20 protein-coding genes are annotated in these 23,556 nt (G+C 62.5%); 9 read left to right on the top strand and 11 right to left on the bottom strand.

Annotated elements, in window-relative coordinates; translation table 11 throughout:
• Positions 1 to 6 precede the first annotated feature (6 nt).
• Genes gpmI through ACTZWY_RS11150 form a run of 4 tightly spaced genes read left to right on the top strand, consistent with a single transcriptional unit; the run spans position 7 to position 4,470 of the window.
• Complete coding sequence (gene gpmI, locus ACTZWY_RS11165) at positions 7 to 1,524, top strand: 2,3-bisphosphoglycerate-independent phosphoglycerate mutase (RefSeq protein WP_444790786.1); 1,518 nt, start codon at positions 7 to 9, stop codon at positions 1,522 to 1,524.
• A complete protein-coding gene (locus tag ACTZWY_RS11160) occupies positions 1,521 to 2,636 on the top strand; it encodes a murein hydrolase activator EnvC family protein (protein ID WP_444790785.1) in 1,116 nt (371 codons plus the stop codon). Before gpmI ends, ACTZWY_RS11160 begins: the two co-directional genes overlap by 4 nt.
• 10 nt (positions 2,637 to 2,646) lie before the next feature.
• A complete protein-coding gene (locus ACTZWY_RS11155; protein WP_444790784.1) occupies positions 2,647 to 3,975 on the top strand; it encodes a S41 family peptidase in 1,329 nt (442 codons plus the stop codon).
• Positions 3,976 to 3,984: 9 nt separating this feature from the next.
• The gene (locus ACTZWY_RS11150; RefSeq protein WP_444790783.1) at positions 3,985 to 4,470 is read left to right on the top strand and encodes an RNA pyrophosphohydrolase; all 486 of its coding nucleotides are present in this window, start codon (positions 3,985 to 3,987) and stop codon (positions 4,468 to 4,470) included.
• 27 nt (positions 4,471 to 4,497) lie between these two features.
• Here the strand turns inward: ACTZWY_RS11150 and ACTZWY_RS11145 are convergent, their stop codons facing one another.
• Positions 4,498 to 5,103 carry a flavin reductase family protein gene (locus tag ACTZWY_RS11145; protein ID WP_444790782.1) on the bottom strand — a complete coding sequence of 202 codons (606 nt, stop codon included), beginning with the start codon at positions 5,101 to 5,103 and terminating at the stop codon, positions 4,498 to 4,500.
• Between the two features lie 77 nt (positions 5,104 to 5,180).
• Between ACTZWY_RS11145 and ACTZWY_RS11140 the strand changes: the two genes are divergently transcribed.
• Positions 5,181 to 5,717, top strand: coding sequence for a GNAT family N-acetyltransferase (locus ACTZWY_RS11140; protein ID WP_444790781.1), 537 nt, complete (start codon positions 5,181 to 5,183; stop codon positions 5,715 to 5,717).
• Here ACTZWY_RS11140 and ptsP read toward each other — a convergent pair.
• From ptsP to ACTZWY_RS11120, 4 genes are all read right to left on the bottom strand, one after another.
• Positions 5,696 to 7,939, bottom strand: a complete 2,244-nt coding sequence (gene ptsP, locus ACTZWY_RS11135; RefSeq protein WP_444790780.1) for a phosphoenolpyruvate--protein phosphotransferase — start codon at positions 7,937 to 7,939, stop codon at positions 5,696 to 5,698. The two genes, ACTZWY_RS11140 and ptsP, sit on opposite strands and share 22 nt — an antisense overlap.
• A 29-nt stretch (positions 7,940 to 7,968) precedes the next feature.
• Positions 7,969 to 9,228 (bottom strand): aspartate kinase, encoded by a 1,260-nt coding sequence (locus ACTZWY_RS11130; RefSeq protein ID WP_444790779.1) that lies wholly within the window; start codon positions 9,226 to 9,228, stop codon positions 7,969 to 7,971.
• Between the two features lie 69 nt (positions 9,229 to 9,297).
• Positions 9,298 to 10,482 carry an acetoin utilization protein AcuC gene (locus tag ACTZWY_RS11125; RefSeq protein WP_444790778.1) on the bottom strand — a complete coding sequence of 395 codons (1,185 nt, stop codon included), beginning with the start codon at positions 10,480 to 10,482 and terminating at the stop codon, positions 9,298 to 9,300.
• Entirely contained in the window at positions 10,479 to 10,976 is a 498-nt protein-coding gene (locus ACTZWY_RS11120; protein ID WP_444790777.1) for a glutathione peroxidase, read from the bottom strand. Before ACTZWY_RS11120 ends, ACTZWY_RS11125 begins: the two co-directional genes overlap by 4 nt.
• A gap of 134 nt (positions 10,977 to 11,110) precedes the next feature.
• Here ACTZWY_RS11120 and ACTZWY_RS11115 point away from each other — a divergent pair, with 134 nt between their 5' ends.
• Positions 11,111 to 11,557: a DUF1178 family protein gene (locus tag ACTZWY_RS11115; protein ID WP_444790776.1), complete on the top strand. Its 447-nt coding sequence runs from the start codon at positions 11,111 to 11,113 to the stop codon at positions 11,555 to 11,557.
• A 211-nt stretch (positions 11,558 to 11,768) separates the two neighbouring features.
• Here the strand turns inward: ACTZWY_RS11115 and ACTZWY_RS11110 are convergent, their stop codons facing one another.
• The 6 genes from ACTZWY_RS11110 to ACTZWY_RS11085 form a co-directional block, all read right to left on the bottom strand.
• The gene (locus ACTZWY_RS11110) at positions 11,769 to 12,224 is read right to left on the bottom strand and encodes a YcgN family cysteine cluster protein (protein ID WP_444790775.1); all 456 of its coding nucleotides are present in this window, start codon (positions 12,222 to 12,224) and stop codon (positions 11,769 to 11,771) included.
• A 64-nt stretch (positions 12,225 to 12,288) separates the two neighbouring features.
• On the bottom strand, positions 12,289 to 13,656 hold the full coding sequence (locus ACTZWY_RS11105; protein ID WP_444790774.1) for an FAD-binding oxidoreductase: 1,368 nt from the start codon (positions 13,654 to 13,656) through the stop codon (positions 12,289 to 12,291).
• Between the two features lie 5 nt (positions 13,657 to 13,661).
• Positions 13,662 to 14,003, bottom strand: a complete 342-nt coding sequence (locus tag ACTZWY_RS11100; RefSeq protein WP_444790773.1) for a DUF427 domain-containing protein — start codon at positions 14,001 to 14,003, stop codon at positions 13,662 to 13,664.
• A gap of 92 nt (positions 14,004 to 14,095) precedes the next feature.
• A complete protein-coding gene (locus ACTZWY_RS11095) occupies positions 14,096 to 15,907 on the bottom strand; it encodes an aminopeptidase P family protein (protein ID WP_444790772.1) in 1,812 nt (603 codons plus the stop codon).
• A 73-nt stretch (positions 15,908 to 15,980) separates the two neighbouring features.
• On the bottom strand, positions 15,981 to 18,353 hold the full coding sequence (locus ACTZWY_RS11090; protein ID WP_444790771.1) for a YbcC family protein: 2,373 nt from the start codon (positions 18,351 to 18,353) through the stop codon (positions 15,981 to 15,983).
• A 33-nt stretch (positions 18,354 to 18,386) separates the two neighbouring features.
• Positions 18,387 to 19,946, bottom strand: coding sequence for a proton-conducting transporter transmembrane domain-containing protein (locus ACTZWY_RS11085; protein WP_444790830.1), 1,560 nt, complete (start codon positions 19,944 to 19,946; stop codon positions 18,387 to 18,389).
• Positions 19,947 to 20,049: 103 nt separating this feature from the next.
• Here ACTZWY_RS11085 and ACTZWY_RS11080 point away from each other — a divergent pair, with 103 nt between their 5' ends.
• The 3 genes from ACTZWY_RS11080 (at position 20,050) to ACTZWY_RS11070 (ending at position 23,529) form a co-directional block, all read left to right on the top strand.
• Positions 20,050 to 20,934, top strand: coding sequence for a LysR family transcriptional regulator (locus tag ACTZWY_RS11080; protein WP_444790770.1), 885 nt, complete (start codon positions 20,050 to 20,052; stop codon positions 20,932 to 20,934).
• 166 nt (positions 20,935 to 21,100) lie between these two features.
• Positions 21,101 to 22,126, top strand: a complete 1,026-nt coding sequence (locus ACTZWY_RS11075) for a LacI family DNA-binding transcriptional regulator (protein ID WP_444790769.1) — start codon at positions 21,101 to 21,103, stop codon at positions 22,124 to 22,126.
• A gap of 89 nt (positions 22,127 to 22,215) precedes the next feature.
• The gene (locus ACTZWY_RS11070) at positions 22,216 to 23,529 is read left to right on the top strand and encodes an ABC transporter substrate-binding protein (protein WP_444790768.1); all 1,314 of its coding nucleotides are present in this window, start codon (positions 22,216 to 22,218) and stop codon (positions 23,527 to 23,529) included.
• Positions 23,530 to 23,556: the final 27 nt, after the last annotated feature.

Genomic DNA, 23,556 nt, shown 5'->3' with positions numbered 1-23,556 from the left:
AACGTCATGACCAGACCTGTCGTTTTGTGCATTCTTGATGGGTGGGGCCTGAACCCCCAGATTGCGGGCAACGCAGTGGCACAGGCCAACACGCCGAATTTTGACCGTGTCATGCGCGAATGCCCCAACGCCACCCTTGTCACCCATGGCCCCGATGCGGGCCTGCCCAGCGGTCAGATGGGCAATTCCGAAGTGGGCCATACCAATATCGGCGCGGGCCGTGTGGTTGCCATGGATCTGGGGCAGATCGATCTTGCGCTGGAAGATGGCAGTTTCGCGCAGAACAGCGGGCTGCTGGCCTTCATCGAAAAAATGCAGGCCAGCAAGGGAACCGCGCATCTGCTCGGTGTTGTCTCGGATGGGGGGGTGCATGGCCATATCACCCATCTGAAAGCGGCAATTGCCGCGATCTGCGCTGCCGGTGTGCCCGTCGTGGTGCATGCCATCACTGACGGGCGCGACGTAGCACCGCAATCGGCCGTGCCTTTTATGGATGACTTGCAAGCCAGCCTGCCGCAGGGGGCCAGTATTGGCACGGTCATCGGGCGGTATTGGGCCATGGACCGCGATAACAGGTGGGACCGTGTGCAGCGCGCATATGACGCCATCATGCGTGCCGAAGGGCTGCGCGCTGCAACTGCCGCACTGGCCGTGACCGAAGCCTATGCCCGCAATGAGCATGATGAATTCATCGCGCCCACAGTGCTGCCCGGCTATCTGGGCGCGCGGGCGGGGGATGGGTTGTTTTGCCTGAATTTCCGCGCTGATCGTGCCCGCGAAATTCTGGCCGCGCTGGCCGCGCCCAGTTTCAGCGGCTTTGACCGCGCCACCCCCCCTCAATGGTGTGCGGCTCTCGGCATGGTCGAATATTCGGATTCGCATAATGCGTTCATGTCCGCAGCCTTCCCCAAACGCAAAATCGTGAACACGCTTGGCGCATGGATTGGCGCACATGGGCTGCGCCAGTTTCGTCTGGCCGAGACTGAGAAATACCCCCATGTCACCTTTTTTCTGAATGGCGGCAAGGAAGGTGCCGAAGCGGGCGAAGACCGCTTCATGCCTTCCAGCCCGAAAGTGGCAACCTATGATCTGCAACCCGAAATGGCTGCGCCACAGGTGACACAGAAACTGGTCGAGGTTATTGGCGCGGGCTATGATTTGATCGTCGTGAATTTCGCCAACCCTGACATGGTGGGGCATACGGGTGATCTGGGCGCGGCCATCCGTGCGGTTGAGGCCGTGGATGCGGGCCTTGGTGCCACGCTCGATGCGCTTGCCGCTGCAGGGGGGGCCATGGTGCTGACAGCAGATCATGGCAATTGCGAAATGATGATCGACCCGGAAACCGGCGGTCCGCATACGGCGCATACGCTGAACCCTGTGCCTGTGGTGCTGATTGGCGGGCCAGCGGGGGCCAGGTTGCGCGCCGGGCGACTGGCAGATGTCGCGCCCACAGTGCTGGACCTGATGGGCCTGCCCACCCCGCCCGAAATGACGGGCAAAAGCCTGATCGCGCGGCAATGATTCGCGCAGCCCTGATTGCGGCAGGGCTTGCGCTTGGCGCGCCCGCCACCGGGCTGGCAGACCCCGCAGACCGCGCGATGGCGGCCGCGCAGGCCTTGCTGGATGCGGGGGATCATTTGCGGCAGGCCAGTTCGGGCAGTGACCGGATTGCAGCCCTTGGTGTGACCATTCAGGCCTATGAGGATGGCATGGTCGCCTTGCGCGAAGGGTTGCGCGATGTGCAGTTGCGCGAAACGGCGCTGGCGCGGGTCTTTTCTGCGCGGGGCAGTGACCTGTCGCGGTTGCTGGCAGTATTGATGGCAACTGACAGTCTGGATGCCAACACTGCGCTTGTGCACCCGTCCGGCGCGCTGGAAGCTGCGCGCGCCGCGCAGCTTTTGGGCGACATGGCGCCAGCCATGGGGGCTGAAGTCGGCGCGCTGCGCGACGAATTGCAGGAATTGCGCGCCCTGCGCCGCGCGCGGCAATACGGGCTTTTGGCGTTGGAACAGGGCCTTGGCACCGCGCAGGACGCCCGCGTGGCCCTTGCACAGGCCATTTCCGAACGCGGCCCGCTGCCCAAACGGCTTGTCGATGACCCCGACCGCCTGCAAATGCTGGCGCAGGATGCCGCAACGCTGGATGAATTCGCCGCCGAACTGGCGCAAGGCGGGTCCGCGTTGGGAACCACGCCTGTGGCGGGTCTTGCGGCGGCATATGGCACCTTGGACCTGCCTGTGCGCGCAACGGTCTTGCGCCGGTTCAACCAGCCCGATGCGGCAGGCATTTCGCGCGCAGGGCTGGTTCTGGCCACAACGCCCGATGCACTGGTCACCGCCCCGTGGTCGGGCACTGTGCGCTATGCAGGCGCGCTGGCAGGGCAGGGCAACGCGGTCATACTGGAACCTGCAGAAGACAAGCTGATGGTTTTTGTCGGGCTGGGCGCGCTGATGGTGGAAACCGGCGAAATTCTGCCCCGCAATGCCCCCCTGGGAACCATGCCTGCAGAAAATTCCACAGGCGCGGGCACTGGAACCCGCAGTCAAACACTCTATTTTGAGATTCGAGACGGCGCGAACCCCATTGACCCCGAGCCATGGTTCGCATTCACTGGGCGGCAGGAACCAGAATAGGATCAAAAGCATGAAACGTTACGTTGTGGCAGGATTCGGCGGTGCGCTTGCGGGTGTGGTGCTGGCCACCCAGGTTGCAGCCCCGCTGCTGGCACAGGAACGTGGTCAGACCAGTTCGGTCTATGAACAGCTTGACCTGTTCGGTGATGTGTTCGAACGCATCCGCAACCAGTATGTGGATGATGTGGAAACCGCACAACTGATCGAAGCGGCCATTAATGGCATGCTGACATCGCTGGACCCGCATTCGGGCTATCTGCCACCAGATGATTTTGACGACATGCGCACCCAGACGCGCGGTTCCTTTGGCGGGCTGGGCATAGAGGTGACGCAGGAAGATGGGTTCATCAAGGTTGTCACCCCCATGGACGGCACCCCCGCCGACCAGGCGGGCGTGGAACCGGGCGATCTGATTACCCATGTCGATGGCGAGGCGCTGATGGGCCTGAACCTGTCGCAAGCTGTTGACCTGATGCGCGGGCCAGTGGGGTCCGAAATCATCATCACGGTCATCCGAGAGGGTGTGAGCGAACCGTTTGATCTGTCCATCATCCGCGACACAATCCGCCTGCAGGCCGTGCGCGTGCGCACCGAAGGCAATAACGTGATCTTGCGTGTGACCACCTTCAACGAACAAACCTTCCCCAACCTGCGCGACGGGTTGCAGGACGCAATTGATGATTTGGGCGGGCTGGATGAACTGGGCGGCGTTGTGCTGGATCTGCGCAACAATCCCGGCGGTTTGCTGACACAGGCCATCCGTGTGTCCGACGCATTCCTTGATCAGGGCGAGATTGTATCGACTCGTGGCCGCAATGAAGGCGCGGGTGAGCGGTTCAACGCCCAAAGCGGTGACCTGATCGAGGGCAAGCCGATGGTTGTTCTTATCAATTCCGGCTCTGCCTCGGCATCCGAAATTGTGGCGGGCGCGCTGCAGGACCACCGCCGCGCCATTGTGGTGGGCACGCGCAGTTTTGGCAAAGGGTCGGTTCAGACAGTGGTGCCCCTGCGTGGGGATGGCGCAATACGGTTGACGACATCGCGCTATTACACCCCGTCGGGGCGGTCCATTCAGGCGCTGGGCGTGTCCCCTGACATTGTTGTTGAACAACCCCGCCGCCAACCGATTGAGGAAACACAGGCCGAAGCGCCCCGCACCCGGTCGGAAAATGACTTGCGCGGGCGTCTGGACAACAGTGACATCACCGATGACGAACGCCGCCAGCTGGAGGATGAGCGCAGACAGGCCGAAGATGTCGCGCGCCTGCGTCAGGATGATTACCAACTGGCCTATGCGCTGGATATCCTGCGTGGTCTGACTGCGCTGAACGGGCGGTAAACATCCGCCATGACGCCCGAACAGATTGCGCAGCTGCCGTACCGTCCCTGCGTGGGGATCATGCTGATAAACGGCGAGGGGTTGATTTTTGCAGCCCAACGCCTTGATAGCGCGATCCCCGCCTGGCAAATGCCGCAGGGCGGCATTGACGCAGGCGAAGCCCCCGATGTGGCCGCCTTGCGCGAATTGAACGAAGAAATCAGCGTCACCCCTGATCTGGTGGTGCCGCTGGCGCAAACGCGGGACTGGCTGGCCTATGACCTGCCACATGACATTGTGCCGCGCATCTGGAAGGGGCGCTATCGCGGGCAGAAACAGCGCTGGTTCCTGATGCGGTTCACAGGCCGTGATGATCAGATCAACATCCAGACCCAACACCCTGAATTTTCGCAATGGCGCTGGATTGCGGCGCAAGACATGCTGGCGGAAATCGTGCCATTCAAGCGCGATATCTACGCCACCGTGACAGATGAATTCAGCGAATGGCTGGCCTGACCGGGGCGTAGGGCAGCCCCTCTGCTGCTACTCTCCCGGCCGCTTCAGGCTGAACACCTGTTCCACCACGGCGTAATCACGGTATCCGCAGCGCGCCAGCGGTTTGAAACTGGTGATGTCAAACAGGCCATCCACCATGCAATCATCGCGCATATGCACCCCGACGACTTCGCCCAGGACCAGAAAATTCGCCTGTCCGGCCAGTGTGACAATCTGGGTCAGGCGGCATTCCAGCGCGGCAGGAGCGTTTGCCACGCGCGTGGCGTCAATCATCTGGCAGGGCGCGCGCGCGATGCCCGCTTGCTGGAATTCATCAACCTGACGTGGCCAGGGGCCAGAGGTGGTGTTCATGACATCGCGCGCGGCATGTTCCACAATGTTGACGCAAAACACCCCTGTGTCGCGTATATTCGCCACGCTGTCCTTGGTTCCGTCGCGGTCGGGCTTGGCGCTGGTGGATGCGAACATCACTTGGGGCGGTTCATACGCGACCGCGTTGAAAAACGAATAGGGTGCAAGATTGTCCTGCCCATTGCGCCCGCGCGTGGAAATCCAGCCAATGGGGCGGGGGGTAACGATGGCGTTGAACGGGTTATGCGGCAAACCGTGGCCGTTGCGGGGTTCGTAAAACAAATCAAGCCTCTTGTCTATTTGCGCCCAGTCTAGCGGCATGCTAGGGCCGCGGCCAGCGCTGATGGCGCAGGGAACAGATGATGCAGTTACTTCGGGAAACTAATGCGGATTGGTGGGAGGTCGAGGCCCTTTATGACCTGTGCTTCGCGCCGGGCCGCGAAGCGCTGTCATCTTACCGCCTGCGCGACGGTGTGGCGCCGGTGGCCAAGCTGTGCCTGTTGCTGCGCGATGAAAGCGGGGTTGCGGCCGCAATCCGGTTTTGGCCTGTGCGCATTGGGGGCCATGACGTGTTGCTTCTTGGCCCTATCGCCGTGCACCCTACCCATCAAAGCGAAGGGCTTGGCGGCTGGCTGATGCGCGAAAGCCTGTCGCGCGCCGCGCAACTGGGCTGGGCGCGGGTGTTGCTGGTGGGCGATGAACCCTATTATCGGCGTTTCGGTTTCCAGCGTCTGGACGGGGTGCATATGCCGCCCCCCACAAACCCCGCGCGCATTCTGGCGCTGGCACTGGTGCCGGGGGGGTGGGACGATGTGCGCGGGGAGGTCGTCAAATATGACACTCCGCCAGCCCTGTCGCCTCGTAGCTGCAGCTGTCAGGGCAGTGACGCCACATAATCCAGCAGGGCAGGGCGCGCGCTTTCCAACCCGCGCGCCTTGCAGCGGGCAATCAGTTCTGCAACTTCATTCAGGTTGACGCGCCGGATAAGCGATTTTACCGGCCCGACAGATGCAGGGCGCATGGACAGCGCCTGAATGCCGATCCCCGCAAAAGCCAGCGCATCCAGCGGGCGGCCCGCATCCTCGCCGCAAAAGGACAGGTCCGTGCCCGCATTGTGGCAACGGTCCACAATATGCTGAAGGAATGTCAGAAAACTAAGGTTCAGTGTGTCATATCTGCGCCGCACCAGTTCGTTTTCACGATCAGCAGCGAAGAAAAACTGCTTCAGGTCGTTTCCGCCAATCGAAATGAAATCCACATTCTGGAAAAAACTGTCTGGCGCAAAGGCCAGGGACGGGGTTTCCAGCATGGTGCCCACATCCACCTTGGCGGGCAGCACATGTCCCAGCCGGCGTTCGCGGTCCAGTTCGCGCATCAAGACATCGCGCGCGCGGTCAAATTCGCCGGCTTGCGCGACCAGCGGAAACATCACGCTTAGCGGGCGGCCTGCCGCTGCGCGGATCAGCGCCTGCAACTGCATGCGGAGCACACCGGGTTTGTCCAGCCCCACGCGCAGCGCGCGCCAGCCCATGGCCGGGTTAGGCTCATCAGGGCGCTTCATATAGGGCATGACCTTGTCAGACCCTATGTCTAGCGTGCGAAAATACACCTTCTTGTCCCCTGCAGCATCCAGAACGCGGGTGTAATTGGCCACCAGTTCCGACCGTTTGGGCATTTTGTCACGGATCAGGAACTGAAGTTCGGTGCGAAACAGGCCCACGGCCTCGGCGCCGGAACTGGGCAGGGATGGCAAATCAGCCATCAGGCCCGCATTCATTTTCAGCCTGATATGCGTGCCGCACAGCGCCATGGCCGGTTTGTCGCGCAGGCTGGCATAGCGTTCCTGTGCCTTGGCCTGCATTGCCATCTTGTCGCGGAAGGCCGCGCTGATGCTGTCATCAGGGCGCAGATGCACGACGCCTTCGGTGCCATCCACCAGAATATGGTCGCCATTCAGCGCCTCGGTGGTGATGCGCGCTGCGTTGATAACCAGCGGAATGGCCAGCGCGCGCGCCACAATGGCGGCATGGCTGCCCACGGACCCTTCTTCCAGCACCACACCGCGCAGGTTGCGGCCATATTCCAGCAATTCCCCCGGCCCGATATTGCGCGCCACCAGAATGGGGCGTTCGGGCATCGCGGCGCCGGTTTCCTGCCCCTGTCCGGTGAGGATGCGCAGCAAGCGGTTTGACAGGTCGTCCAGATCATGCAGCCGGTCGCGCAAATAGGCATCGGGCACAGTTTCCAGCCGCGCGCGCGCTTCGGATTGTTCCTTCTCGACGGCGGCTTCTGCGGACAGGCCAAGGCGTATGTCTTCTTCCATACGTTTCAGCCAGCCGCGCGAATGCGCAAACATGCGGTATGTCTGCAGCACTTCGGTATGTTCCTTGTCGCGCGAACGGGTCGCGGCCAGCATGTCATCGACGGAGACGCGCAGCGCATTGACGGCTTGGTTCAGGCGCTCCAACTCGGCTTCGGAATCATCATTGACCAGATTGGTGATGACCACGCGCGGCTGGTGCAACCAGACATGGCCCTCGGCCTCGCCTTCCTGGGCGGGAATGCCATGCAAGACAGCCTGACTCATGTGGGGTGAAGGCATATCCGCGGACATACCGACAAACGCGCCCAGCTCGGTCATTTCCGCCAGCACCATGGCCACGACTTCAAGGCCGTAAATCTCATCCTCGGAATACAGGCGCGATTCGCGCGACTGCACGACCAGAACGCCCAGACGTTCGCCAAGGCGCTGTATGGGAACCCCCAGAAACGACGTGAACACATCTTCGCCGGTTTCGGGCATGTAGCGAAAGCCGGGTTCAGCGGGGGCATTGGCCGTGTTGATGGGCCGTGCCAGCCGCGCGGATTTGCCCACCAGCCCTTCGCCCAGGCGCAACCGGGTGTGGTGCACTGATTCCGGTTTCAGCCCTTCAGTTGCGCATAATTCCAGCGTGTCAGGGTCGCGGAACAGATAGACCGAACACACATCCGTGCGCATTGATTCGGCGATAATGGTTGTGATGCGGTCAAGCCGCTCCTGTCCGGGGCTTCCTTGCGCAAGGGTGTCGCGCAACCGACGCAACAGCATTCGGCTGTCTGTCTGTGTTCTGTGGGGCATGGCCCCTCCAAGTTGTTGCGGGCTGTGTCTCAGCCCGCTTTGTCCAGTTCAAACGCATCATGAAGGGCCTGAACAGCCAGTTCCATATATTTTCTGTCGATCAGCACGGAAATCTTGATTTCCGATGTCGCGATGACCTTGATATTGACACCTTCCTCGGCAAGCGCGCGGAACATGCGCGCGGCCACACCGGCATGGCTGCGCATGCCAATTCCCACAACTGACACCTTCGCCGCATCTTCGTCGATTTCCAGCGCGTCATAGCTGATGGACCCGGCATCGCGCGCGGTTTCCAGCGCCTTGCGCGCGCGGGCAACCTGTTCGACGGGGCAGGAAAATGTCATGTCAGTGACTGGTTTTTCGCGGCCCTTGTAATTCTGTTCCGAAATATTCTGAACAATCATGTCCACATTGACGCCCGCTTCGGACAGGGGGCCGAAAATGGCGGCGGCAATGCCGGGGCGGTCCTCGACAGTGACAAGGGTCAGCTTGGCTTCTTCGCGGCTATAGGCCACGCCAGACACAACTTTCGATTCCATGATTTCATCCTCATCACAGACCAGGGTTCCTGATTGGTCATTCGTATCATCGAAAGATGACAGCACACGCAGCCGCACCTTATAGCGCATCGCCAACTCGACCGACCGGGTTTGCAGCACTTTCGCGCCAAGGCTGGCCAATTCCAGCATTTCCTCAAAGCTGATCTTGTCCAGCTTGCGCGCCTTGGACGTGATGCGCGGGTCGGTGGTGTAAATGCCGTCCACATCAGTGTAAATGTCGCAGCGTTCCGCGTCAAACGCCGCAGCAAAGGCCACTGCGGTGGTGTCCGACCCGCCGCGCCCCAATGTGGTGATGCGCCCTTCCGCGCTGACACCCTGAAAGCCCGCGATCACGGCAACCTTGAAGCCTTCGGCAAATTTTGCGTCCAGATTGGCGCGTGGAATATCGACAAACCGCGCGGCACCGTGCTGGCTTGTGGTCTGGATGGGCACTTGCCAGCCCTGCCAGCTGCGCGCGGGCACATCCATTTCCTGAAGCGTCAGCGCCATCAGGCCCGCAGTCACATTCTCGCCCGAACTGACCACGGCATCATATTCGCGCGCGTCATACAGCGGCGAGGTTTCATTGACCCAACCCACAAGCTGGTTGGTCTTGCCCGACATGGCCGAGACGATGACGATCACGTCATAGCCGCGCGCGACCTCTGCCTTGACCTTTTGCGCCGCGTTGCGAATCCGATCCAGATCCGCAACCGAGGTGCCGCCGAATTTCATTACCAGAAGCGGCATTGGCCGACCCCCCCCCACACGGTTTTCGCGCCACTTCATAGGCGTGTGCAGGGGGTTGCGCAAGGTGGCCTATGGGGTTGGAACGGCGCTTTGGGCGGTTTTTTTCCGGCCCTGCGATCCATTGCGCCGCGAATATGGTGACGTAGCGTCAAACCGCGCGCGCAGATGGGCTGCGCGGTCGCGGATTTCGGGGCGCACGGGGCCATTGCGGGGCGGGTCGTTCAGCGTGCTGTGCCAATGGTCCTGCGGTCTGCGCCCGGTGCTGCGCCGGTTCCAGTCCAGTGCGCGCAAAATATCCTGCGCGGGGCCGGGCAGGGGGCCATCTGCACGGTGGCCATTCAGCGCGCCCCACACCCGCGTCCAGCAGCGCGCGACCGACCACGGGTTATAGCCGCCACCCCCCAGAACAATCAGGCGCGGGGCGATATCGCGCAAGGCCAGTGCGGTTTCCACATGGGCGTTGTTGGACAAGGCCAGCCGCGACAGCGGGTCTTCCTCTATGGCGTCGGACCCGCATTGCAACACCACCGCTTGCGGGGCGAACCTGTCCAGAACCGGCAGGATAAGCCGGTGCAGAATATGGCGCATTTCGCTGTCATTGAACCCGCGCGGCACGGGCAGGTTCAGCGCCCGCCCGCCGCCATCATCGTGCAGCGCGCCGGTGCCGGGCCATCGCCCGTCCTCATGAACGGAAATCATCAGCATGTCAGCGGCACCCGACAATGCATCCTGCACCCCGTCGCAATGATGGGCGTCAATATCGACATAGGCAATGCGCGACAGCCCCATGTGCCGCAGCGACAACAGGCACAGCACCGGATCATTCAGGTAGCAAAACCCGTTGGCGCGGTCGGCCATCGCGTGATGGGTGCCACCACCGGGCACATGCACCACACCGCCCCCGCGCAGCAGCTCGGCTGCCAGCATGACCCCGCCTGCGCCTGTAGCAGGGCGGCGGAACATTTCACCAAAGACAGGATTGGCCGTTGTGCCTAGCCCGTGGCGCGTGCGTATCGCGTCATCTACAGTTTGGCTGGCTTCCGCCTGCATCAGCGCCGCGATATAGTCCGGCGTATGGAACAAGTGCAGTGCTTCAGGCTTGGCGCGCGGGCTGGTGCGGTATTGCGCCTGCGGCAGCCACCCTAGCGCACGCGACAGGTCCATGACAGTGGACACGCGCGGAATATGCAACGGGTGCCACGCCCCGTAGCTGGACCCGCGATAAATGCCCGACCCGATGAAAACCGGCGTCATGGCAGGGCGGCGCGGATTTGGCGGGTGATAGCGCGCGCATTGGGGCGCGTGCCCGACCCCCAGAACCCCAGCAATGTGCCATCAGGACCAATCAGCGCCTTGTTGAAATTCCATGCGGGCACTGCGCCATGCGCGGTTGCCAGCCAGCGATAGAACGGGTGCGCATCCGGCCCGCGCACAGGCGTGATTTCGGTAATGGGAAATGTCAGTCCGGTTTGCACACGGCAAAAATCGGCCACCTCGGCGTTGCTGGACAATTCCTGCCGGAAATCATCGGACGGGATGGCCAGCACGACCAGACCACGCGGACCGTAATGTTCATAGAGCGCCTGCATATCCCCATATTGGCGCGTGAACCCGCACAGGGACGCGGTGTTCACCACCAGAACCGGCTGACCGCGCCAATCGAGCAGGTCTATGGCCTTGCCATCAAGCCCCGTGAACCTGAAGGCATATGCAGGAAGTGCCAAAACCACGCCAAGAAAAAACAGCATCACTGCGCGCATCATGTCACCTTTAAGGTTATGGGTGAAAATTAGGGCTGTTCGTCCCCGTGACAAGCTGTTTCGCCTTGAATTAGGCTTGGCAGCGTTTAACTAGGCCACATGGGTCGTGAAGGTCGCAGAGAATGATCAGATTTTCGCTTCGATGTGCGCAGGATCACCGTTTTGAAAGCTGGTTTCAATCCGGCGCGGCGTTTGACGGGCTGAAACGGCGCGGGCTAGTCGCGTGCCCCGTTTGTGGCGGAACGCAGGTTGAAAAGGCTCTGATGGCCCCAGCCGTTTCGCAAGGCGAAAAGGCCGCGCAGCCAGCGCCTGCGCCGCCCGACACTGCCCCCGCGCAGGCCCACCCCCCCGAGATTGCAGCCAGACTGCGCGAATTGCGCGCCCATGTTGAGGCGCATTCAGAATATGTTGGCGACAATTTCGCGTCGCAGGCGCGCGCCATGTATCTGGGCGACATCCCCGACCGCCCCATCTATGGCGAAGCCCAATTGAGCGAGGCGAAAGCCCTGCTTGACGACGGCGTGCCCGTTCTGCCGCTGCCCTTCACCCCCACCCGCAAGGCCAACTAGGGCGCGCGCTGTGCCGTGCAAGATATGTGTTCCCTGAAGGTTGGCAGATGATCCGCGTTTGGGATCGGGCATAACAGAATGACACGCGCTTTTTGTTGATAGTTTTGGCTTGAACGGAACGCTGAAGGAATGCCCCCGGCACCCCCCCTTTTGGATTCGTCCCGTTGCGGTGTAACGCTGTGGAATTGTCCGCCACACGCAGGCTCAGGGCCTACACGTCATCTTCAAGAAGATGGTCTTCCCAGTCTTCCAGCGGTATCTGTGCCTCGGACACAGTGCGCCCCAGCATGGATATTCCCGCCTTATGCGGCGTCGTCGCATCGCCGGTGATCAGTGGGTGCCAATGCGGCAGCTTGCGCCCTTCGTGCAGCCGCCGATAAGCGCAGGTCGCAGGCATCCAATAGGCAATGTCCGTCAGCGTTTCGGGGGTCAGCACCACGCATTCGGGCACGATCTGCTTGCGTATCTCATATTTGGCACAGCGGCAGGTGGTATCATCGAACAACCTGCAGGCCACGCGCGTGAACACCAGTTCATCGGTGTCGATATCTTCCAGCTTGTTCAGGCAGCACCGCCCGCAGCCATCGCACAGTGCTTCCCATTCCTGCGGGGTCATCTGGTCCAGCGGGACGGTTTCCCAGTAACGGGGGCGCATTTCATCACTCATGGGGGGCATGTAAGACGACAGGCGCGCAAGGGAAAGGCCAAATTCCCGCGCGGGCGCGTTTGCGTCAGGGCTGGCGCAGCAGTTTTCCCGGATTCATAATGCCTTTTGGGTCCAGCGCCGCCTTCAGGCTGGTCATGACATCCCAGCCCGCGCCGTGTTCGCGGTCCATGTATTTCAACTTGCCCATGCCAATGCCGTGTTCCCCGCTGACTGTGCCCCCAAGGCGCAGCGCGCGTTCCGCCATCGCATGGGCCAGCGCGCCCGCAGTGGCAATCTGGTCGTCATCCTCGCGGTCGGGCAACAACAGGACATGGAAATTGCCGTCGCCCACATGCCCCAGAATGGGGCCGGGAATGCCCGACGCGGCAATCTCATCCGCTGTTTCACGCACCGCTTGCGCCAGTTTCGAAATCGGCACGCACACATCGGTTGTGATGGCATAGGCGTTTGGCCATGCCGCACGCGCGGCATAGTAGGCATTGTGGCGCATGGACCACAGGCGCGCGCGGTCTTGCGGATCTTCGGCCCATTGAAACGCACTGCCCCCCATATCGGCCACGATGTCGCCAAAGCTTGCGGCCTGTTCGCGCACCCCTTCGGCTGAGCCGTGGAATTCCACCATCAGATGCGGCTTTTCGGGCATGTCCGTTCCGTGCCGGGCGTTGAAAATGCGCACGAAAGCGGCGTCGATGAATTCAATCCGCGCCATGGGAATGCCGGATTGAATGGTCATGATGACAGTCTGCGTTGCCGCGTCCATATCGTCGAAGGCACAGACGGCCGCCGAAATACCGTCTGGCTGGCCCTGCAGGCGCAAGGTCAGTTCCGTAATCAGGCCAAGTGTCCCTTCTGCGCCCACAAACAGCCCTGTCAGGTCATACCCGGTGGATGATTTCGGCGCGCATGTGCCCGTGCGCACAATGCGCCCATCGGCCAGCACCACTTCCAGCGCCAGCACATTGGGGCGCATGGTGCCATAGCGCACCGCCGTGGTGCCCGATGCGCGCGTTGACGCCATTCCCCCGAGTGACGCATTCGCGCCGGGGTCCACCGGAAAGAACAGCCCCGTGGCGCGCAATTCCGTATTCAGCGCCTCGCGCGTCACACCGGGCTGGACGACTGCCAGCATGTCCTCGGCGCTGACCTGCAAAACCGCATTCATGCGGCTGAAATCAACTGTAATTCCGCCATGAGGGGCCAGTGCGTGCCCTTCCAGCGATGTTCCTGCCCCCCATCCGATCACAGGCAGGTCATGCGCCGCGCAGATCGACACAATTGCCGCCACTTCGGCGGTGGTTTCAGGATAGGCCACGCCATCGGGCGGCATGTCCACGAAATGCGATTCCGACTGCCCGTGCAAGGCCCTGTCCGACGCGCCGGTGGTAAACCGTTCGCCCAGAAGGGTATGCAGGGCGTCATATGCGGCCTGCATCGGGGTCAGACCCGTTCGACGGTAACTTTTCCCGCGTCGAACGCCAGATAGCCGCGCACTTGTTCGGCGGCTTCGCTGGGCGCGGTCAGGCTGTAGGCGGCATTTTGCAACAAGCCTTCGGGGCTGGAAACATGATAATATTCGCCCGCCCCGCGATCATCGCAAATCAGCGTCCGGTCTGACGGTTCCAACACCGCTGCAGCGACATCTTCGCGCGGAAAATAGATGACGAAAGGAAAATCCCCCTGAATCAATTCCAGCGCTGCGTTGCTTTCCCCGATAACGGCGCCATTGGCGCGCACCACCCATGTGCCTTCGGCGGGATAAATCTTCAAATGCCGCATCATACTGTGACTGTCCTTGTTGTGTCCCTGTCGCGCGCACTATTGCAGGGTTTGGCCAGAAGTCAAACTGCGCAATTTGTCCAAGGATATTCGTTTCACACCGGGGTGCAGGCCCTGTCCAGCCAGTCGCGCGCGCGCCGCGACACCAAGGGGTGCAGCAATGTTCGCACGCGCGCGTGATACCGGTTCAGCCAGTCGCGTTCGCCTGCGGTCAACTGGTCTTGCACAACCAGACGGGTATCAATGGGCGCAAGTGTCAGCGTTTCAAATCCCAGCCAGTCGCGCGCATCGCCCCCTTGCGGGGCAGGGTCCGCGCGCACGCTGACAAGGTTTTCAATGCGTATGCCAAACGCCCCTTCGCGGTAATATCCCGGTTCATTGGACAGGATCATCCCGTCGCGCAGCGGCACTTGCGAAATGCGCGACAGGCGTTGCGGCCCTTCATGCACGGACAGGAACGCGCCCACCCCGTGGCCCGTGCCATGGTCGTAATCCATGCCCGCCAGCCAAAGCGGATAGCGCGCCAGCGCGTCCAGATGACCGCCTGTCACCCCGCGCGGAAAACGCGCGCGTGAAATGGCGATCATGCCTTGCAGCACGCGGGTAAAACATTCGGCTTCCAACTGGCCCACAGGCCCTATGGCGATGGTGCGCGTAATGTCAGTTGTCCCGTCCAGATACTGACCGCCCGAATCCACCAGCATCAGATCGCCGGGAATCAGGCGGCGGTTGGTGTCTTCGGTCACGCGGTAATGCACGATGGCCCCATTCGGGCCAGACCCTGCGATGGTATCAAAACTCAGGTCTTGCAACGCGCCCGTGGCGTGGCGGCAGCGTTCCAGATGCTGCGCGATGTCGATTTCACGCAGCACATGGCCGGGATTGGCCACCAGTTCCGCGGCTTGCCCGTCCAGCCAGCACAGGAATTCCACCATCGCGGCACCATCGCGCAGATGGGCTGCGCGCGCGCCGGCAAGTTCGGCATGGGTCTTGCAGGCTTTGGGCAGCAGGCAGGGGTCTTGCATGAAGCTGGTGTCAATGCCGCTGTCGCGCAGAATGTCCAGCACCCGCAGCGGCACAGTTGCGCGGTCCAGCCGCACCGGGCCGTGCAGCGTGCGCAACGCGGGTTCAAACGCCTCGCGCGGGCGAATTTGCACGCCATGGCCTAAATCCAGCCCGTCCAGTTTGGCGGGGGGCGCGAACAGGTCCACACGCCCGTCATCATGCACAATCGCAAACCCCTGAACCACTGGCAGGCGCGGCAGGTCGGCCCCGCGTATGTTCAAAAGCCAACATATGCTGTCAGGCTGGGTCAGGATTGTGGCGCGCTGGCCATTGGCGGCCAGCGCCGCCCCCAAATTGCGCCGCTTGCTGGCCGTGCTGTCGCCTGCCAGATCTTCGGGATAGGCGCGCGCGGGGGCCGTGGGGGGGGCAGGGCGGTCGGACCACAGCGCGTCAATCTGGTTGTCCATGCGCTGCAGGGCTATGCCGCTGCCCTTCAGGCCCTGTTCCAGCGCGTCGATTTCATCAGGTGTATGAAGCCATGGGTCAAAGCCCACAACGCCCCCCGCAGGCAGGGCGTCGCGCAGCCATGCTGCCGGTTTGGTTTCGGGCCAGTTCACGGGCGTCAAATCGGGGGCGCATTGCAAGCGGGCCTGCACGCGGTAGCGCCCGTCCACAAACAGCCCCGCGCGGTCCCGCAGCACAATGCAAAACCCCGCCGACCCGGTAAACCCGGTCAGCCATGCCAGCCGTTCATCGCACGCGGCCACATATTCGCCCTGATGGGCATCGGCGCGGGGAATGATGAACCCGTCCACCCCGTGCCCCTGCAGCGCGTGGCGCAAGGCGCGCAGCCGGGGCGGGCCATCTTCGGGGCGGGTGGTGGCAGCGTAGCTTTGGAACATGGCGCGCGCACTCCTGTTAATGCGTGCGCCCAGTGGTAATGATGGGGGGCGGGGCGGTCAACCTGATGGTGGGTCAGGCCGGTGTGTTTGCCCCCTGCCAGTGCAATCCGGGCCGGTAGCGGGCCTGCACGCGCCCGTTTTCCAGTGCAAACAGGTGCAGCCAGCCATTGTCAAACAACGCACGCAGGCTGTCATGGCGCACCAACACATCGGAAATCGCGTCTTTGGGCGCCTCGATGAGCACTGACAACCGCAAGGGCGTGTGAATCAGGGCCTGCCCGTCATGGACGGCCTGCCATGGCAGGCCCGGGCGCAGAATGCCGCCATTGCCCTGCACAACCCCGATTCCGCCCACCACGTTATGGATCAGCTTGTTGCCGCCCCCGAACGCGTCTGGTGCCACACTGGACGCGTAATATTGCAGGCTGATCCAGCTTGCCACCACGACGGGTGCCGTCAGAATCAGCTCCAGCGTGGAAAACCCCTGATCTGCGGTCCAGTCATAGCTGTGCAGGAAGGCCCGCCCGCCCAGATCAGTGCCCGCCGTCACGTTGCGCGGCGCGGCGATAAACGCCGCACACCCCGCAAGGCCCCATTCCGGGCGCGTTTCGGCCCAATCGGCGGCGCGCGCGGTCATGTTTGCGGCTGTCGCGCGGGGCAGGCGGGGGGCGCGTTCTGCCCGCGCCAAAGCTGTCGCCTGCGCCAGCCAGTCCCGGGCCTGCGCGATGTCGTTCTGGTGGTCTGGCGCGGGGCTGTCAGGGAACAGCGCCACGTTGTCGGTGGTCGTGTCATGCACGCCCGCCAGAAACAGCGTGTCATCGGGCAGTGTGAGTCCCTGCGCAGGCAGCCCTGCGCGCGTTTCAGGGTCATTGAGCAATTGCGCAAGCAGGCGCGCCGACACTTCGCCCGATTGTCCGCCGCAGGCCCCGCATTGATAGGCGCTGGAATGGGGGTTGTTGGTCAGTTGCGCGCCATGCCCCAGCAGCAGCACCAGCCGCGCATGGTCTGATTGCAGGCTCGTGGCGCGCAGGATGGTTGCGCCGATGCGTGCCTTTTCGCCCGGGTCCAGCGGGGTTTCAAAACGTGGCGCGGGACCGTGTGCGGGCGCGTGCGCCGCGCGGGCCAGCGCGGATTTCACCAGTTTCCAGCCATAGACCGGCCCCGCCGCTTCCACAAATGCGAAGGATGACACCGCCGCCTGACGAAACCGGCCCCATGCACGCACCGCACGCGCGCCAATGCGCGCGCTGTCTTCGTGCGCGGCGTCTGCATGGCTGCAAGACGTGATGGACGGGGTCAGCAACACAGGCAAATGCGCCTGCATATCATCGGTGCCATGGGGTTTATGCGCCAGGGGCAGACCAAAAAAGCCCGCAAATCCAAATGTTTCTATGCCGTTATTCACGCTTTCAAGCTGCCGCCGGAAGACTTCGGACCGCACGTCGATGCAAAACGCCGCCTGCAGTGCCGCGCGCCCCGTCTGGGGTTTGGGGCCGGTCAGTGCCTGTGCCAGTTTGCGCTGATAGGCGCGTTCAGCGGCCTCTTGCAGGATTGCATCCACGATATGGCCGGATTGCGCGGCCACGGGGGTGGCATGGTCCGCGCAGGTGACCATCCATGCAGTTGCCAGGTCGGGCGCATGGGCCAGCAGCGCTTCTTCCCAGATCAGGCGAATGGCCAGAAGGTCGGTCAATGTGCTGTCGGTGCCGCCCGCCAGTTCCGCGCGCCACAACAGCCAGCGCGCATGTTGCGACCAGCCGCCCAGATCCATCAACAGGCGGTGAAACAGGGTTTCCGCCCCCCCTTCCGGGATGGCCAGCGCATCGCAGGCGCGCAGGATCGCGCGTTCCGCCGTGTCGGGTGCAGCCGCAACATGGGCGCAAAACCCCGCCAACCCCGAAATTTCGGGCGTCAGGTCATGGCTCGCCCAGTCGCGCCACGCAGTGAAGGCATCCTTGCCCGGTGCGGGGGTCCACAGGGCCTGGCCGCGTTCGAAATGCCCCGCCGCCCATAGCCCGAAGGTCCGCGCGATGATCGCGGGCCAGTCGGTGCCGCTGGCTTGCGCCGCGTGATGGGCCAGTGTGGGCAGGGCGCGGGGCGCTGCGGGGGCCGGGGCGGCCAGATCTGCCTTCAGACCCGCCAGATCGGCAGGCTTCTCCGCGCTGTCACAGGCCAGCAATGCCGCCTGCAGGTCTGCATCGCTGATGGTGCCATCGGCAATCTGCGCCGCATAGTCAGCGCGTGTTTGCGTCAGCCGCACCCCCGCCACGCGGGCCAGTCTGGCCTGTGTGGTGGCAAGGTCCATATGGGCCTGTCCCATGAACGGGTTGACCGCCACTGTGGCATCCAGCGGAAAGGCCGGCGGAATGGCCCGCGCTGCCGCTTCGGCCGCGCCCAACAGGGCGGCAATGCGGTCAGGTTTGATTTCTGCATGTTTTACGAACATCTGATGGGTATCCTTAGGTCAAATGTTGAAAAATTATTGCTGCCGCGTCAGCTGCAACCCGCCGATCATCCGGTCAAGCACTGCATTCAGATACAGGCCATTGGCCAGATGCACCCGCAATCCCGCTGCCGCAGGATGATGCGCCCAGATGGGGAACAGCGCCTGCGCCACTGCCACCACCCCGAAGGTCAGGATGGCAAGCGTGATCAAGGCCCATTCCAGCGGGCCAGCAACCGGCGGCGCGGGCAGATGCGCGCCCCAGACAGCGCCAGCGGCAAGGTGGAACCAGAAATAAGCGATGGCTGCGCCACAGGCGGCGGAAATGGTGCGCAGGCTGAGCGCCCTGGGCGCTGTATCGGCCAGACCCTGCGCAATAAGATAGGCCACGCCGAAGATGAGGATCGCGCCAAGCGCCAGCGCCTGCGGCGATTTTGCCCCCCAAAGCACGGCAAACCCCGTGGCTACCCCCGCATATAGCAACAGCGCCAGACCGAAGGCCCGCAGCACCGCCCCGCCGCCCGGCACGGCCACCGGGCCGGGTTTGCGGATTTGGGCCACCTGCGCCACCGCCCCGCCCGATGCCAGAAACGCATGCGCCTTATACAGGGAATGCGCCACGATATGCAGCAAGGCCAGCGCCCACAGGCCCAGCCCGCATTGCAGCAGCAAGAACCCCATTTGCGACACGGTGGACCATGCCAGCCCCGTCTTGACAGCGCTTTGCGTCAGCATGACCACTGCCCCGAACAGCGCCGTGAACCCGCCCAACATGACCAGCGCCGCCATGGCGGACGGGCTGGCCTGCAGCACATCGGCCATGCGGATCAGCATGAACCCGCCCGCGTTGATGATGCCCGCATGCAGCAGGGCGGAAACGGGGGTGGGCGCTTCCATCACCTCGGTCAGCCAGCCATGCAGCGGAAATGCCGCTGTCTTGACCGCCGCTGCCAGCACCAGCAGGCCCGTTGCGACCCCCGCCGCCATCGGCAAGGGGGCGCCGCTGCCCGCCTGCATGGCCAGCGCGGCAAATTCCGTCGTGCCGAACGCGGCCCATAGCAGCCCCGCAGCCAGCAGAAGCGCCGCATCACCCGCCCCCCAGCACAGCGAAAACTTCGCCGCCGCGCGCCGGGCCTCGGGGCGGTCGGGATAGAACAGCAGCAAATGCCGCAACCCTTGCCCCACCGCCACCGAGGCCAGCACCAGAACCAGCAAACTGCCCGATTGCACCAGCACCAGAACCGCCGCCAATGTGGCCAGCATCAACCCGTGAAAGCTGCCTTCGCGCGCTTCGCCGTCCAGATAGCTGCGCGAATAGCGCGTGACGACCCAGCCCACGAATGCCACCAACAGGCACATGGTCGCGCTGATGGCATCCAGCTGCAGGGCGAACAAGCCACCATCAGGGCCCATGCGAACCGGCCCGCCTGCCAGCAATTGCGCCACCCCGCCAAGGGCCAGCACCACGGCGCCAAAGGCCGCCGCTTCGGCAAGGACAGGCAATTTGCGGGGGCGTCGGCCCGGCACGCGCGCCGCCAATGCGGCGACGGCCAGCAACAAAACAGGGGCAAAAACCGGCAGGGGCAGAAATGTCATCATCAGCGAAATCCTGTTCCATAAGTGATACCGGCCAGATACCGCTTGCGTTGCTTCTATAAAATTACATATTTTAGCGCAGATCGTTCTATTTGGTGAAAGAATGGCTGCACTTAACCTGCATCACCTGCGTTTGTTCCGCGCGGTGGCAACGGATGGCACGCTGACGGGGGCCGCGCGCGTGCTGAACCTGTCGCAATCGGCGCTGTCCACACAGATACGCGCGCTGGAAGCGTCGCTGGGCCATGACCTGTTTGAACGGCGCGGGCGCGGGCTGCACCTAACAGAAGCGGGCCAGATCGCGCTGGACCATGCCGAGGCGATTTTCCGCACCGCAGATGACCTGACCGCCACCTTGCGCCAGACCGGCACAGCGCGGCGCGCGCTGCGTGTGGGGGCGCTTGCCACCTTGTCGCGCAACTTCCAGATGCAGTTTCTGCGCCCCCTGATCGGGCGCAGCGATGTGGAGGTGATTGTGCGGTCTGGCTCGCAGGCGGAACTTCTGCGTGGGCTGGAAACGCTGGCGCTGGATGTGGTTCTGACCAATGCCCCCCCCGCGCAGGATGCCAACAGCCCGTGGCTGGTCAATTCGCTGGCCCAACAGCCCGTCAGCCTGATTGGAACGCCTGCGCGCGTTGGTCTGCGGGCGCGGCCCATACAGGACTTGCTGGCTAATGAACCGCTGATCCTGCCCACCCCCGACACCGCCTTGCGTGCGGGGTTTGATGCGCTGGCCGCGCGTCTGGGGGTTGTGCCTGCCATTGCCGCCGAAGCCGATGACATGGCCATGCTGCGCCTGCTGGCGCGCGAAAACGCGGGGCTTGCAGTCATTCCGCCCATCGTGGTGGCCGATGAACTGGCGGCGGGCAGTTTGCGCGAAGCGGCGCAACTGGAGGGGCTGCGCGAATATTTTCTGGCTGTCACCCGCAAACGCCGCTTTCCGAATCCGCTTCTGGGGCAGGTGCTGGCTATGGGCCGGTTTGCGTGACAGCCTGCACTGCGGGCAGGGGCATGTCATGTGTTGACCAATCTTGACACATGCGCGTATTGTCAAGTTTCGTGCTTTGCGCGTGTAAAACTTTTCTTTTGGTCAGGTCTTGCGCCACTCCTTGGGGCGCGGCCACTTCAGCAGGGAACGAAGGCGTGACACACCCATGAGCAAAATTAAAAACATGGAAGAATTCGCCCGTCTTACCGGCATTTCACGCCCGACTGTGTCCAAGTATTTCAACGACCCCGAAAGCGTGCGCAGATCCACGCGCGAGCGTATCGAACAGGCGCTTGCGCAGCATGATTACCGGCCGAATATTTTTGCGGTCAACCAGAACCGCAAACTGACCAAGAATATCGGAATTGTCGTGCCCTATCTGGCGGACCCGTTCTTTGCCGAAATCGCGCGCTGCATTGAACGGCGCTGCATCGATTCAGGGTTTTGGCCCATCTTGTTCAGTGCGCATGGCGATCAGACGCTGGAGAATGACATTCTGGACAGTCTGCGGTCACTGAAACCGGCGGGGGTGTTGCTGGCACCGCTGGGGCGGCGGTCTGACAGGGCCAAGATTGAAAAATTCTGCCGCGATGTGCCTACGGTGCTGTTTGACAGCTATATCGAAGGTGTGGGCGAGGCGTTTGTGGGGTCTGATAACGCGCAATTTGTGGACCAGATTGTGCAATATCTGTGCCGCACGGGCGAACCGCCGTGCTTTTTCGAAATGCAGCCCGTGAACCCCAATGCCAACAAGCGCCGCAACGGTTATATTGCCGTGATGGAACGGCTGGGGCACACCCCCAATGTTTTGCGCGTCGAAGGGGAGGGGTGGGCGTTTGAGAAGGTCGGCTATGAAGGCGCGCTGAAGGTCATCGACACGGGCAAACTGACAACGAACACTGTCCTGTGCAGCAATGACCGGCTGGCCATCGGCTTCTTGACGGCCTGCTATGAACGCGGCTTGCGGGTGGGGCATGGCGCTGATTGCGCGCTGCGCGTGGCCGGAATTGATGACCACCCGTTTTCACGCTTTACCTGCCCGCCGCTGACCACTGTGGCACAGGATTATGAAGCCGTGTCCAACCGCAGCACCAGAATTCTGTTCGACCTGATCGAAGGCGGGGGGCGGTCCGGCCAGACACGTTCTGAAACCTTGTTTGAAGGGCGGCTGGTTATGCGGGCCTCTGCATAAATTTACGCGCGTAAATTTTATATTGACTGCGCGCTACGATTCGACTTACCCTGCGCCACATCATCCAATCAACCAAGGGAGGAGAAGGGATGTCTTTCAGAACGTCACTCGGTATCGCGAGTGCGCTGGCTATCGCTGCGGCGACAGCAGGGCATGCACAGCAGTTGTCCGGCACTGTCACCATTGCCACGGTTAATAATGGCGACATGATCCGCATGCAGGGCCTGACCGCCGATTTTAATGCGCAATACCCCGACATCACCCTTGAATGGGTCACGCTGGAAGAAAACGTGCTGCGCCAGCGCGTGACACAGGACATTGCCACCCGGGGCGGGCAGTTCGATGTCATGACCATCGGCACCTATGAAGTGCCCATCTGGGGCGCGAATGGCTGGCTGGTGTCGCTTGACGACCTGCCTGCCGAATGGGACGCTGATGATTTGCTGCCTGCTATCCGCGATGGCCTGACAGTGGATGGAGCGTTGTATGCCGCGCCGTTTTATGGCGAAAGCTCCATGGTGATGTATCGCACTGATCTGATGGAAGCTGCCGGTCTGGAAATGCCCGAAGCCCCCACATGGGAGTTCATCCGCGAAGCGGCCGCTGCCATGACGGATGGCGATGTTTACGGGATTTGTCTGCGTGGAAAGGCCGGCTGGGGCGAGAATATGGCCTTCTTGTCGGCCATGGGCAACAGCTTTGGCGCGCGCTGGTTTGATGAGGACTGGAACGCCCAGTTCGACAGCGAAGAATGGGCGAACACGCTGAATTTCTACATGGACCTGATGGGCAATTATGGCCCCCCAGGTGCGGCAAATAACGGGTTCAACGAAAACCTGTCGCTGTTCCAGCAAGGCCGCTGCGGCATGTGGATTGACGCCACCGTTGCCGCCAGTTTCGTGACCAACCCCAACGATTCCACTGTGGCCGATCAGGTGGGTTTCGCACTGGCCCCCGATAACGGTCTGGGCAAGCGGGGCAACTGGTTGTGGGCATGGTCGCTGGCCGTTCCTGCAGGGTCCCAACAGACCGATGCGGCAAAAGCGTTCATCGCATGGGCGACCAGCAAGGACTACACTGCCCTTGTGGCCGAAAACGAAGGCTGGGCCAATGTGCCGCCGGGAACGCGCACATCGCTGTATGAAAATGCGGAGTATCTGGAAGCGGCCAGTTTCGCGGAAATGACGCTGCGATCCATCAATTCGGCAGACCCGACCCAACCCACGGTTGATCCGGTCCCCTATACGGGTGTGCAGTTCGTGGCCATTCCCGAATTTGCCGGTTTCGCAACCGAAGTCGGACAGGAATTCGCCAATGCCCTGGCAGGCCAGCAATCGGTCGACGCGGCGCTGGAACGGGCACAGGCCCTGACCACCGACGCCATGGAAGCGGCAGGCTACTAAACCTTCCTCCTCAAGGCCGAAGGGCGG

It is taken from the genome of Roseinatronobacter sp. NSM (assembly GCF_052379845.1).
In the GTDB taxonomy this organism is placed as follows: Bacteria; Pseudomonadota; Alphaproteobacteria; order Rhodobacterales; family Rhodobacteraceae; genus Roseinatronobacter.
Note: the sequence above shows the minus strand (reverse complement) of the source record. Positions and strands in the feature narration are given on the sequence as shown.